This window comes from Flavobacterium sp. GQ95, assembly GCF_059758655.1.
Genome location: NZ_JCAXEB010000010.1, coordinates 152,396 through 166,025, shown reverse-complemented (window position 1 = coordinate 166,025; position 13,630 = coordinate 152,396). Strand labels below are relative to the sequence as shown.

Below are 13,630 nucleotides of genomic sequence, written 5' to 3'. Positions count from 1 at the left end.
AAAACCCTATGGTTTCAAAATCAAAACCGAAGGCGTGTTATTCAACCATGTACTTTGAGATTCGATCAGTTTTTTCCAGCTGTCTAAGCTTATAATCATTAAGTTCTGGCTTTCTAAAAATTCTTTTTTGATCGTTCTGTCGTGCATAATCATAATATGATTTGGAGCAATTTGTTCGATCGAACGAATACTTTCCTGAATATCACGAGTACTTTTTACTTCTCCGCTAGCATCTAAAACTGTAATTTGAGAGCCGTTATTATTGATTAATTTCTTAGCATATTCAATCAAGAAAGCATCTTCCTGACTAAAAATTGGCATGAAAATCTGATTAACTTCTTCTAAATCTTTATCAATAAAAATTCCAACCGGCATTTTACTTTTGGCAATAATATGACGTGTTCTTTCATCAAAAGGAGAATTTTCAAACAAGCCTTCTTTCCCTGTAAATTTATCGATCAAACGATCCGGATTTACGATTCGCGTTGTAAAACCAAGAATCTTCCCGAGTAAAGTTCCATCAAAAATAGATTGTCCTAAACCAACTAACAATAAATCATATTCACCTTGATTTGCTGTGTCAATAATATCAGTATCAATATCATTTGTCACCTTAAAAACGCTTACCATATTTTGATTCAGTCGCTGTGATTCTTCAATCACCGGAACTAACATTTTTCGTTCATGATCTTTAACATCAAACGAATGTATCTCTGTACTTAACGACAAATGCATTGCCGTTACAATCGAGTTGTCACCTTGTTTTTTAACTAAACTGTTGGCAATCTGCAAAAGTTTTTTTCCTTTCTCTGGAGTTGCAAACGAAAGTAAAATCTTGTACTTGCTTTTATTTCCAATTTCCTGAGGAATAGCCGTAATTTTATCTTTAAAAATAAAGCCAATAAAATCTAAAGCTGGTCCCGTCATAAAAGTAGTTACCAAAGCCATGATTACCATCATAGTAAAGATTTCAGTTGAAAGTACACCCAAATCGTAACCTATATTTAATACTACCAATTCCATTAAACCACGTGTATTCATCAAGGCTCCAATAGCTAAACTGTCTTTCCAGTTTTGCCCAACAAATTTTGCTGCCAATGCACTTCCAAAGAACTTTCCGGTTACGGCAACTGCAATAATTACAGCTGTCACTTTCCATAAATAAGGATCATTTAGTAACCCAATTTGTGTACGTAAACCTGTAAACACAAAGAACAATGGCAATAAAACAATGATGGAAACATCTTCTACTTTTTCGATAAAAATATTCCTGAATTTATTATTTTCCGGCATAATTGCTCCGGCTAAGAAAGCACCAAACAGAGCGTGAATTCCAATTAATTCAGAAGCATAAGCCGAAAACAAAAGCGTTAAAAAGAAAATGGCAACAACGGGTTTATTCAAACTTTCGCGAGTTGAATTCAAATCGCCAACACGTTTTAAGAACGGACGAACTATTTTCAGCATGACAATTACATACAAAATTGCTAAACCAATTACATATAAAGCACTTGTAAATGAACCTGCTTTTACAATCGCAATTACAACCGCTAAAATACACCAGGCTGTTATATCATCTGCTGCGGCACATGTTATCGCGATAGTTCCGAGTTTGGTTTTTTGCATGCCTCTTTCCTGAACAATTCTGGCTAAAACCGGAAAAGCAGTAATACTCATGGCAATTCCCATAAATAATCCGAAAGAAGAAAAAGCTACTCCAACCGGTGCAAAAGTTGCGTATATAAAATAAGCAAGTGTCAAACCTAATGCGAATGGAATTACAATACTAGCGTGGCTAATTACCACTGATTCGTGCGCTTTATTTTTAAGAACTTTTAAATCCAATTCCATTCCGATAACGAACATGAAAAGAATCAAACCAATCTGACTTAAGAATTGTAAGTTTCCTAAAGATTCTTTTGGGAATAAAGCGGATGAAAATTCCGGGAAATACATTCCGACCAAAGAGGGTCCTAAAACAATTCCGGCGATCATTTCTCCAATTACGGATGGCTGTCCAATTTTTCTAAAAATCCAGCCAAACAAACGTGCTACTAAAATAATAGTCACAATCTGTGCCAATAAAATAGCTAATGGATGTTGTAAATTTTCAACCATAGAATGCAGAAAATCATTCCAATGATTGCTTTCTATTTTTTTCTCAACAATTCCGCGCCCCACTTCAAGCGAAGCTCCTTTTGAGATTACCCAATATATTAATGCAGTGAAACCACCAATTACAGTAACATAAAATAAAGAGTTTTTAATGTTATTCATAACTCATTTTTTTGATTTATTGCTGCAAATATCATAACTCGGAACTACGTGAAAAAGCAATTTTACACCTAATTTTCAATCTATGTAACAAGTCCGAAAAACTTTGTAATAAGTTAGATTTTTACCTTTTTCAAAAAATCAGAACGATAGGTTTCACTCAGAATTAAGGTTGTATTTTTATGATTTTCCTCTAAATGATGCAATACAATTTCATTGTGATTAAAGAATTTTATTGCTTTTACCGCCACAATTTCTTTTTTGTTTATTCGGCAGAAATCAGCTTCTGGTAACTCTTTTAAAAGCGTATCAAATTTAACGTTTTTTAGATTCAGAAAACTTCCATCAACAAGTAAAACAGTTTTGTCACGACTGTCACTGATAGCAGTTTTGATGTATTGAATTTGATTGAAATACAACAAGGTTTTCCCTTTGTCAGTATTTAACTGAATAAATTGTTTTGCCGTATCTGGTTTATTGAATCGTTCATAAGCTTTTAAGATCGCTTTTTGCAAACGCTCCAGTTTTACAGGTTTTGTAATATAATCAACCGCATCAATATTAAAAGCGTCGGCAGCGTATTCTTTATAAGCCGTGCAGAAAATGACTAATTTATTGTCCAGCATTTCAGCTAAATGCAAGCCATCAATTCCCGGCATTTCGATATCTGATATTAATAAATCAAAATCGAGATTCGGGATTTCTACAAGAAGTTTATCCGGATTATTAAATGTTTTTACAATTTCTACTTCGGGAATTTGTTCGCAAAGCATTTTCAGGTACGTTAATCCAGGTAACTCATCGTCCAGAAGCAAGCATTTCAGTTTTGTATTCAAGTAAATCTATTTTAAGATGAGCTATATAAATGTCGTTTTCTACGAATCGATCGAGTTTGAAATTATTCTTATAAATAATTCGTAAACGATGTTCTAAAGTGGCGTGGCCAAAACCGCTTCGTTCCTTTTTCAATACTTTTTTATCAGAGATTTTATTCGAAACCGTCATAAAAAAAGCATTGTCTTTGAACTCAAAAACAACTGAAATAAAAGCATCAGCACTTTGTAAGTCGGCATGTTTAAAAGCATTTTCAATTAAATCTATCGAAATTAACGGCGCCAATAAAGGTTGTTCATATAATTTGTCTTCTTTATTGATATTGGTTTTGATTTTTAACTCAAAAAGGGGACTGATTTTAATTTTGTTGATTTCGATTAAATTCAAGGCGAAATCAATTTCTTCTTTAGCTGTGACGAATTTCTTTTTGCTTTCGTATAAAATATAATCCAGGACATTGGCCAATTTATCCAAAGCAAAATACGTTTGATATGCGTGCGACTGAATCGAATTTAAAATATTCTTAAACAAATGCGGATTCAGTTTCGATTCTAAAGTCTCTAACTGCAAGTCATTCACTTTTCTTTCCAGCGTATAAAAACTTTGCTCAGCATCTTCTTTTGATTTTTTTGCCTGCATTAATTGATACACCATAAAACAAATGATGATAACCAGTAATAAAATTATGGCTAAAAAAATAAAAGTGATGGTGTTGTTTTCTTGCATGTTTTAAAAGTTTTTTTGCCACGAATTTCACAAATTTTCACGAATTAAAAAGTCTGCGAAATCAGCCTTCTTTTTTTTGCCACAGATTAAAATGATTTTAAAGATTTTTTAATCTGTGCGAATCTGTGAAATCTGTGGCATATTTTTTAAATAATTTAATAAAAAACTAATCTGTGTAAATCCTTTTCATCCGCGTTATCTGTGTGCCATATCTTAATGACTAGAAACAAACTTCAACCCAATAATAGAAGCAATTAATGTTGAAAGGAAAAATATTCTCCAAAAAGTTGCCGGTTCTTTAAAAATAAAAATCCCAACTAAAACGGTTCCAACAGCGCCAATTCCAGTCCAAACGGCATAAGCAGTTCCTATTGGTAATTCTTGTGTGGCTTTATATAATAAAATCATACTGATCGAAAGACAGACAAAAAAACCTGCCATCCAATAAGTTGAAATAATTCCTGAGGTTTCTTTGGCTTTGCCTAAACATGATGCAAAACCTACTTCAAAAAGGCCAGCAATGATTAATAAAATCCAATTCATTTTCGTTTCATTTTTAAATTAAGTACAAATATGAGAAAAAGCTAATGACTAAATAGCAAAAAGCAGGAATTTATCACAAATTCAGCACTTGCAAATTTGTGTTAACATTAAGTAAAATACAAGCAATTAGTTATGATTTCGAGCACTTTTCATTACATTTGCATCCATTTTAAAGATTTTATGAAAAACGCTATTCACGTTGGTTTTTGGGAAAAAGTAGCCCGAATCATTCTTAAAAACAGAATAACAATATTAATTTTGGTTGCGGCACTGACAATTTTCCTTGGTTTTCAATGGAAAAATCTTGCTATGACGTATACTGAAGCCAATTTACTTCCTAAAAATCATATCGCAAACAAAGATTATCAAAAATTCTTAGACAAATTTGGCGAAGAAGGAAACCTTGTCGTAATTGGTTTTCAGGACAAAAAATTCTTCACACCAAAAAATTACGCTGCCTGGAATGAATTGATGACCGGTTTGAAAAATTCTAAAGAAGTTGATTTAGTAGTTTCTTTAAATGATTTGAAAAAATTAGAGAAAGACACCGTAAACGAAAAGTTTGTTCTTTCGCCATTTATCGATCAAAAGAAAGCGAACGATCCGGAATATTTAAAAAAGATTCAATACGATTTATTTCACAACTTGCCTTTTTATGAAGGATTGCTTTTTAATAAAGAAAGCGGCAGTATTCGTTCAGCAATTTATATTAACAAAGCACTTGTAAACACAGCTGAAAGAAAGACTTTTATACTCGAAAATCTGGTTCCGAAAATCGATAAATTCGAAAAAACAACCGGAATCGATTTGAAAGTTTCGGGAATGCCATACATCAGAACGATCAACGCTGCAGACATGAAAGGCGAAATCGGATTGTTTATCGGCGCGGCTTTATTTACAGTTTCTCTGATTTTCTTTTTCTTTTTCCGTTCGTTCAGAGCAACGTTTATTTCAATTTGCATTTTAATTGTTGGTGTAATCTGGTCGTTTGGAACGCTTGGATTATTTCATTATAAAATCACAATTTTAACCGCTATTATTCCACCTTTAATTATCGTAATCGGAATTACGAATTGTATTTTCCTAATCAACAAATACCAGCAGGAAATTAAATTGCACAACAATCAGGCAAAGGCTTTACAACGAATTATTTCTAAAATTGGAGTTTCGACTTTAATGACGAATTTAACTACGGCGATTGGTTTTGCAACGTTTATGATTACCGGAAATGATTTGCTTTTTGAATTTGGTCTGGTGACTTCCATAAACGTGATTTCAGTGTATTTATTGACGCTTTTAATTGTGCCTATTGTATACAGTTTCATGCCTGTTCCGGGAGAAAAACATTTATACCATTTAACGAAAACCTACATTTCGACCTTGTTGGATTTTGTAGAAAATGTGGTAAGAAATAAACGAAAAGTAATTTATACGATTTACGGTTTGCTTTTGGTTTTCAGTGTTATTGGAGTTGCTCAAATGAAAGTTTCCGGAAGTTTGATTGGTGAAATGCCAAAAAGCGCTTCTTTCTTTAAAGATATATTGTTCTACGAAAAAGAGTTCAACGGTGTAATGCCACTGGAAATCATGATTGACACCAAACACAAAAAAGGTGTTATGAAAGCGTCAACTATTCGTAAAATGGACGAACTTCAAAATACAATTACTGAAATGCCTGAATTGGCAAAACCAGTTTCTATTGTGAATTTGGTTAAATATTCGAAACAAGCTTTCTACAATGGAAACCCGGAATATTACCAATTGCCGACTTCGCAGGAGCAGACTTTTATTTTAGGTTATGCCAAAAATGTAACGAAAAACAGCAAAGAAAATTTAATGAAAGCTTATGTTGATTCAACTGGACAATATGCCCGAATCACCACTTTCATGAAAGATATTGGTACCGACGAAATGGCGAAAGTCGAGAAAAAATTACATTCAAAAATTGATGAAATTTTCCCGAAAGATCGTTACGAAGTTACCGTTACCGGAAAAGCACTGGTTTTCCAGAAAGGGACATCGTATTTGGTTGACAATTTAATTGAATCCTTGATTTTCGCGATTTTAGTAATTGCAATTTTGATGCTGTATTTGTTCCGATCATTCAAAATGGTTTTTGCATCGGTGATTACGAATGTTTTACCGCTTTGCATTACGTCTGGATTAATGGGTTATTTTGGAATTCCATTAAAACCATCCACGATTTTAGTATTCAGTATTGCGTTTGGAATTTCGGTTGATAATGCGATTCAGTTTATGGCAAAATACAAACATGATTTAATCCAAAGTAACGGAAAAGTAAAAAAATCTGTTTTCAGTGCTTTAAGAGAAACGGGAATCAGTACTTTTTATACATCAGTAGTTTTAATTTTGGGATTTGCTACTTTCACACTTTCTAGTTTTAGCGGAACGATTGCACTTGGAGGACTAATTTCCTGCACATTGGCGTTTGCTATGTTTGCGAATTTATTGGTTTTACCGGCTTTGGTTTTGACTTTTGAGAAGAAGAAGGCTAAGAAAGAGGATTTGGAGAACTTGGAGGGGTAATTTTTTTTGCCACGAATTTCACGAATTTTCGCGAATTAAATATTACAAATCTTTGTCAAAGTTTTGAACTTTGACAAAGATTTAGACACAAGCTTAGTCTTTGCAAGGAACGAAGCATCTCACTTGCTAAATCAGTTACTGCTTTTTCTCGTGCGGTTGCTTCGTTCCTCGCAATGACAAAAATGACAAGACAGGACTCTTGAAAACGAGGCCACTAGCCCCGATAGGAGCGGTATCCTTTTTAGGCAATCGGAAATTTCTCGTTTACCGTAAACGTTCTGCCTAAAAAGATATAGCGGATAGCGGGAAACAGCTTCTAATTTTAATAATTATCGTTTATATTTGCAGTTATTGCACAACAAATAATTTAATTTCAACATTATATATAAAATGAAACACACAAAAGTTAAAGACTTATTAAACAGTACGACGACGCTACAGGAAGTAAATGCAAAAGGATGGGTGAGAACTTTTAGAAATAATCAGTTCATCGCGCTTAATGACGGTTCTACCATTAATAATATACAATGTGTTGTTGATTTTGAAAATACACCGGAAGAAACTTTAAAAAGAATCACAACCGGAGCTGCGGTTTCTGTAACGGGAACTTTGGTTGAAAGCAAAGGTGCTGGTCAGAAATATGAAATTCAGGTTAAACAACTTGAGATTCTTGGAGATTCTGATGCAGAGAAATTCCCAATGCAGCCTAAAAAACATTCTTTGGAATTCTTAAGAGAAAATGCACATTTACGTGTTCGTACGAATGCTTTTGGTGCAATTATGCGTGTGCGTTCGGTATTGTCATTTGCGGTTCATAAATACTTTCAGGATAAAGGTTTTGTGTATGTGAATACGCCAATCATTACAGGTTCTGATGCTGAAGGTGCAGGAGAAATGTTTAAAGTTACCGCTTTGCCTTTCGACAACACACCAAGAACGGAAGACGGAAAAGTAAATTATAAAGAAGATTTCTTCGGAAAAGAAACAAACTTAACGGTTTCCGGACAATTAGAAGGAGAAACTTTTGCAATGGCTTTGGGTCAGATTTATACTTTTGGACCAACTTTTAGAGCGGAGAATTCAAACACTTCCCGTCACCTTGCGGAATTTTGGATGATTGAGCCGGAAGTTGCTTTCAACGATCTTGATGACAACATGGATTTGGCTGAAGATTTTATTCAGTACGTAATTAAATATGCTTTAGACAACTGTAAAGATGATTTGAAATTCTTAGAAGGAAGACTTTTAGAAGAAGAAAAATCAAAACCTCAGGCAGAAAGAAGCGAAATGGCTTTGTTAGAGAAATTGAATTTCGTTTTGGAGAACAACTTCAAACGTGTTTCTTATACAGAAGCAATTGATATTTTGAGAGATTCAACTCCAAATAAAAAGAAAAAATTCAGCTACATCATTGAAGAATGGGGAGCTGATTTACAATCAGAACACGAACGTTATTTAGTGGAGAAACACTTTAAATGTCCGGTAATTTTATACGATTACCCGGCAAATATTAAAGCGTTTTACATGCGTTTGAACGACAACACAGAACCTGGAAGAGAAACAGTTCGTGCCATGGACATCCTTTTCCCTGGAATTGGAGAAATTGTTGGTGGTTCTGAAAGAGAAGAGCGTTACGATGTTTTGGTGGAGAAAATGAAAGCCCTAGATATCGATGAAGAAGAATTATACTGGTATTTAGACACCAGAAGATTTGGTTCTGCAACACACGCAGGTTTCGGTTTAGGATTTGAGCGTTTGGTATTGTTTGTAACAGGTATGACAAACATTAGAGATGTAATTCCTTTCCCGAGAACTCCAGGAAACGCAGAATTTTAATCTAAGGTACTGAGATACTGAGGTTCTGAGTTTTTAGAATAGAAATGAAAAAATAATTTTAATCCGAATTTAATTCGTCAATAAAAAGATGCTTAGTGCCTTAGAGCCTTAGTATCTTAGCAACTTTTTTTATGCTAAAGCAATTTTTAAATTTAAAATTATCACAAAAATTATCTCCACAGCAAATTCAGCTGATGAAGTTAATTCAATTGCCTACGCAAGCTTTTGAGCAACGTTTATTAGAAGAAATGAACGAAAACCCGGCTTTGGAAGCTGGTAAAGAAGACGAATACGAAGCCGATGAATTCGCTAATGAAGAATACGACGATTATGATGATGCAGAATCTGACAGAATCGAAGCAGACGACATTAACATCGACGAATACTTAAGCGACGACGATACTCCGGATTACAAAACTCAGGTGAACAATTACAGTGAAGACGAAGAGCGCGAAACGCCTTTTGCATCGCCCATTAGTTTTCATCAGGATTTAATCAATCAGCTGAATACTTTTATTTTGAATGATGAAGAGCGCGAAATCGCTGAATTCCTTGTTGGAAGTATTGATGATATGGGTTACATCCGCAGAAGCGTTGCCGATATGGTGGATGACATGGCCTTTACTCAGGGAATTTATACTGATGAAGCAATGGTCGAAAGAATGCTGCATGTGATTCACGAACTGGAACCTTCAGGCGTTGGCGCACGTGATTTGCAGGAATGTTTATTGTTGCAGTTAAAACACAAAACACCAACGGAATATGTTGATTTGGCAATCGATATTATAGAAAATCAGTTTGATGCTTTTACCAAAAAACATTACGATAAATTATTGCAGAAATATGCTGTTTCAAACGAACAGCTTAAAAAAGCAATTCATGAAATCGAAAGATTAAACCCAAAACCGGGCGGATCATACACTGGAAATAATAAAGTAACAGAGAATGTAGTTCCTGATTTCGCGATCAGAATTGTGGATGGTGAACTTGAATTGACTTTAAACGGAAGAAATGCCCCGTCGCTGCACGTTTCTAAAGATTATCAGGAAATGATGCAGACGTATAAAGATTCCCGTGATAAATCGTCGGCACAAAAAGATGCAGTTCAGTTTATCAAACAAAAACTGGATTCAGCTAAATGGTTTATCGATGCGATCAGACAGCGTCAGGAAACGCTTTTTGTAACGATGAATGCCATTATGCATTATCAGGAAGAATTCTTTTTAGATGGCGATGAAACCAAACTAAAACCAATGATCTTAAAAGACATTGCCGATATGGTTGGTTTAGACATTTCGACGATTTCGCGCGTAGCTAATAGCAAATATGTAGAAACACCATACGGAACAAAACTAATCAAAGAGTTTTTCTCTGAAGCCATGAAAAATGATCAGGGAGAAGATGTTTCGACTTTAGAAATCAAAAAGATCTTAAAAAATACAATTGAAGAAGAAGACAAAAAGAAACCTTTGCCAGATGATCAATTAGCAGAGATCTTAAAAGAAAAAGGGTATCCGATTGCGAGAAGAACGATTGCAAAATATCGCGAACAACTTGATATTCCGGTTGCGAGAATGAGGAAGAAGATTTAATATAATCAATCATATTCCATAATAAACCGGATTAAAATCCGGCCCTACAATATATACAAAAAACAATAAACCTGACAGATTTAAAAAATTTGTCAGGTTTTATTTTTTAATTGACGCTAGGAATTCCTTAGGGCTTATTGCAGGTATTTCAGAGTTTTTAAAATCTTTTAAATCTCTGGTAATAATAAAATTGCAATCATTCTTTATACAAGTAAAATATTGCACCGCATCTTCAAAATCCTTAAAATTTGAATTCAGACTTTTATCAATTTCTAATTCAGAAACTGTCAAGATTGAGCAAAAAGATCTCAAGATTTTCAGATTTTCAATTACTTGTTTTCTGTCGATATTTTTTCCTAAAATATAATTGCAATTTACTATTGAAACTGAGGAAGTAAATAACTCACATTCTCCCATTTCATAAAGTGTTATAATTCTTGCAATATCATCGAAAAAAGGTGCTCTATTCAAAATTAAATCCAGAATCACATTTGTATCTAAATACAATCTCATAAGCCATACTTTTCAATAAGAATATCTTGTAATTCTTTTTTATAATCAGTTCCAATTTTTGCATCGGCCTCTTTAATAGTAAAAGATTTGGCGAGATTGGAGATTTTGATCTCATCTTTTTCCTCTTTTTTATCTATGGAAGTAATAACTTTCAAATAATTTTCAACCAAAAGCGATAAACTATGCTTGTGCTCTGCTGCATAAACCTTTGCCTTTTCGATTACACTTTTATCTAATTTCAATGTTAATTTCGCATCCATGACTTTACATTTTAATACGTACAAATATAATAATTTTGTCCGTACAAAACAAAACCCGACAAATTCAAAATCTGTCGGGTTTTATTTTATATCTAAATTCTAAATTATTTGTATTGATCCGGTAATATTTTCACATCAAACAAGAAAACATTCTTTTTGTCTTTATAACTATAAATCAAAGCATAATCATTGTCTCTAAAAACCTGAAGCCCCGGATTTGCTTTAGCAGTGCTTATCAAACTTTTTTCGATTTCGTTTTTTATTACATCAATCTCTGCTGTTTCTTTTTCTACATTCAGCAATGTCAAATTGTATTGAACAGCTTTTTCCTCAGGTAAATTAGGTAAGCTTACACTATCTAATCGGATTCCTTCCTGAATTTTCAGCGGGCAATTTTTATTGTATTTTGCAACCAATTCTGTTATTTCGGCCTTTACTTCCCCTCTACTTTCAGAAAGAAAAAACTGAAAATAAACCGCTAAAGCCACTGCAATTCCAATTACACCTACTACTAAGATATTTTGTTTTCTTCTATTTTTCTTGTCTTGCATTGTTAACTGTGGCTTAATGAGTTAAATCTATTTCTCCTGACTTTTTTTCATTGCATTATAATAGGCAGCACGACTCAACGGTTCGTATTCTTCCGTTTCGCCCAGCATCACCAATTTGTCATTATCCGTTTTACGGAAACTGTAATTGGCAAGATTTCCAGTTCTCGTGCAAACGGCATGCACTTTAGTTACATATTCGGCTGTAGCCATAAGTGCCGGCATGGGTCCAAAAGGATTTCCTTTAAAATCCATATCTAGCCCTGCTACTATCACACGAATTCCCTGATTGGCAAGATCATTACAAACGGTAACGATTTCATCATCAAAAAACTGCGCTTCATCGATTCCGATAACGTCGCATCCTTGTGCTAAAATAGCTATATTGGCAGCGGCTGGGACCGGAGTTGAACGAATTTCGTTGGCATCGTGAGATACCACCATTTCGTCATGATAGCGGGTATCAATAGCAGGTTTAAAGATTTCGACTTTTTGTTTGGCAAATTGGGCGCGTTTTAATCTGCGGATTAACTCCTCGGTTTTACCCGAAAACATTGATCCACAAATAACTTCAATCCAACCAAATTGTTCTTTGTGATTTACTGTATTTTCGAGAAACATTTTGTATTTTTCTACCTTTAAAAATGAATAGTTTTTATTACTTTGTACTGGTAATAAATCGACGTGAAAAATTGCTGTTTTTACACTTTTTCAAAAGTAGAAAATTTTTATCAAATCGGAGATTCGCAATCGCTTATTAACAGAAATAAAAAAAAATCTTGTTGATTTCTTTCCGTAATAAAGACATTCAATTACAAAACATATAAATTACCCCTATTCACTATAATTTCTACAGCTATGAAAAAAAAATTGGAAGCCGATTTAATCAGCATTGCACATCGAATTTTAAAACTTAAAAACAAATCCGATATCAATCAATTGTATCTTGAAACGCAGAAATTATATGAGAAACTGGCGGTTTTAAAATTTGTAGATGAAAATTTCGACGGTGCAAAACCAACAATAAGCCACGGTGAAATCACTGCGGAAATTGAAACTATTTTTGAAAAAGAAGAAGTAAGTCCAGCAGAACCTAAGGTAGAATCTCCAATTGTTGCGGAAGAAACTGTAGTTGAAGAAACTCCACAGCCAGCAATTGCAGAAGAAATAGTTGCTGAAATTCCGGAAGAAATAACTCTGGAACCTGCTGAAGAAATTATCGAAGAACCGGTTATCGAAAAAATTGAAGAACCGGAAGCTGTTACTGAAACAGAAGAAGTGGAAACAGTTGAAGAAACCAAAACTGTCGAAAGTGTTAAAGATCCAATTATTGAAAAAATCAACGAAGCTGTTCTCGAGGCAAAAAAAACAATAGAAGCAAATAGAGATCTTTCGTTTAAAACAAGCAGCGATATAAACCCAATTCCGGATTTTAAGCCTGCTTTTGAATTAGATAAATCAGAAGAAAAAATTGAAGAAAAAGAGGAACCAAAAATTGAAACTACATCAAAAACAAATCCGCTTCCTTTTGCTTTTGAAGATTTCGGAATTAATTATGCCGATGCGCAGTTTGTAAAAGTAGACAGTTTTGAATCTGTTCCTTCAACTCCTTTTCCATCACTTAATGAAATTCAGGAGACAAAAATTGAAACAGAGGTTCTGGAAACTCCGGCTGAACCAAAAGCGGTAACATTAAATGAAAAACTGGCAAAAGGTTTTCATATCGATTTAAATGACCGAATTGCTTTCACTAAAAACCTGTTCGGAAACAGCTCTGAAGATTACAGCCGTGTTTTAAATCAATTATTGACTTTTGACACTTATGGAGAAGCGCAGGATTTTATCGAAAATATGGTAAAACCAGATTATAACAATTGGGAAGGAAAAGACGATTATGCTGAGCGTTTCTTGGGAATTGTAGAGAAGAAATTCTCATAATCCTTTCACTTTTTTACCT

12 protein-coding genes are annotated in these 13,630 nt (G+C 34.0%); 4 read left to right on the top strand and 8 right to left on the bottom strand.

Annotated features, from left to right (window positions below):
• Window positions 1-6 precede the first annotated feature (6 nt).
• The 4 genes from AC6CH4_RS19005 to AC6CH4_RS18990 form a co-directional block, all read right to left on the bottom strand.
• Complete coding sequence (locus AC6CH4_RS19005; protein ID WP_498105732.1) at window positions 7-2,277, bottom strand: cation:proton antiporter; 2,271 nt, start codon at window positions 2,275-2,277, stop codon at window positions 7-9.
• 113 nt (window positions 2,278-2,390) lie between these two features.
• Complete coding sequence (locus AC6CH4_RS19000) at window positions 2,391-3,110, bottom strand: LytR/AlgR family response regulator transcription factor (protein ID WP_498105730.1); 720 nt, start codon at window positions 3,108-3,110, stop codon at window positions 2,391-2,393.
• Window positions 3,073-3,834, bottom strand: coding sequence for a sensor histidine kinase (locus AC6CH4_RS18995; protein WP_498105728.1), 762 nt, complete (start codon window positions 3,832-3,834; stop codon window positions 3,073-3,075). The genes AC6CH4_RS19000 and AC6CH4_RS18995 overlap by 38 nt, the downstream gene beginning before the upstream one ends.
• 213 nt (window positions 3,835-4,047) lie before the next feature.
• Window positions 4,048-4,377, bottom strand: coding sequence for a DMT family transporter (locus tag AC6CH4_RS18990; RefSeq protein WP_194657438.1), 330 nt, complete (start codon window positions 4,375-4,377; stop codon window positions 4,048-4,050).
• A 180-nt stretch (window positions 4,378-4,557) separates the two neighbouring features.
• Here AC6CH4_RS18990 and AC6CH4_RS18985 point away from each other — a divergent pair, with 180 nt between their 5' ends.
• The 3 genes from AC6CH4_RS18985 to rpoN all read left to right on the top strand — a co-directional run bounded on the left by AC6CH4_RS18985 (window position 4,558) and on the right by rpoN (window position 10,352).
• Window positions 4,558-6,924, top strand: a complete 2,367-nt coding sequence (locus AC6CH4_RS18985; protein WP_498105726.1) for an efflux RND transporter permease subunit — start codon at window positions 4,558-4,560, stop codon at window positions 6,922-6,924.
• A gap of 390 nt (window positions 6,925-7,314) precedes the next feature.
• Window positions 7,315-8,760 carry an asparagine--tRNA ligase gene (gene asnS, locus AC6CH4_RS18980; RefSeq protein ID WP_498105724.1) on the top strand — a complete coding sequence of 482 codons (1,446 nt, stop codon included), beginning with the start codon at window positions 7,315-7,317 and terminating at the stop codon, window positions 8,758-8,760.
• Window positions 8,761-8,891: 131 nt separating this feature from the next.
• On the top strand, window positions 8,892-10,352 hold the full coding sequence (rpoN, locus tag AC6CH4_RS18975; protein WP_498105722.1) for an RNA polymerase factor sigma-54: 1,461 nt from the start codon (window positions 8,892-8,894) through the stop codon (window positions 10,350-10,352).
• Between the two features lie 99 nt (window positions 10,353-10,451).
• On the opposite strand, the gene AC6CH4_RS18970 is transcribed toward rpoN, so the two are convergent.
• From AC6CH4_RS18970 to AC6CH4_RS18955, 4 genes are all read right to left on the bottom strand, one after another.
• Window positions 10,452-10,865, bottom strand: a complete 414-nt coding sequence (locus tag AC6CH4_RS18970) for a type II toxin-antitoxin system VapC family toxin (protein WP_498105720.1) — start codon at window positions 10,863-10,865, stop codon at window positions 10,452-10,454.
• Window positions 10,862-11,125 (bottom strand): DUF6364 family protein, encoded by a 264-nt coding sequence (locus tag AC6CH4_RS18965; RefSeq protein ID WP_498105718.1) that lies wholly within the window; start codon window positions 11,123-11,125, stop codon window positions 10,862-10,864. The genes AC6CH4_RS18970 and AC6CH4_RS18965 overlap by 4 nt, the downstream gene beginning before the upstream one ends.
• A 104-nt stretch (window positions 11,126-11,229) precedes the next feature.
• Window positions 11,230-11,676: a DUF8479 domain-containing protein gene (locus AC6CH4_RS18960; protein ID WP_498105716.1), complete on the bottom strand. Its 447-nt coding sequence runs from the start codon at window positions 11,674-11,676 to the stop codon at window positions 11,230-11,232.
• 27 nt (window positions 11,677-11,703) lie between these two features.
• Entirely contained in the window at window positions 11,704-12,294 is a 591-nt protein-coding gene (locus AC6CH4_RS18955) for a thymidine kinase (protein ID WP_115847924.1), read from the bottom strand.
• 237 nt (window positions 12,295-12,531) lie between these two features.
• Here AC6CH4_RS18955 and AC6CH4_RS18950 point away from each other — a divergent pair, with 237 nt between their 5' ends.
• Window positions 12,532-13,611 carry a DUF8457 domain-containing protein gene (locus AC6CH4_RS18950; RefSeq protein WP_498105714.1) on the top strand — a complete coding sequence of 360 codons (1,080 nt, stop codon included), beginning with the start codon at window positions 12,532-12,534 and terminating at the stop codon, window positions 13,609-13,611.
• Window positions 13,612-13,630: the final 19 nt, after the last annotated feature.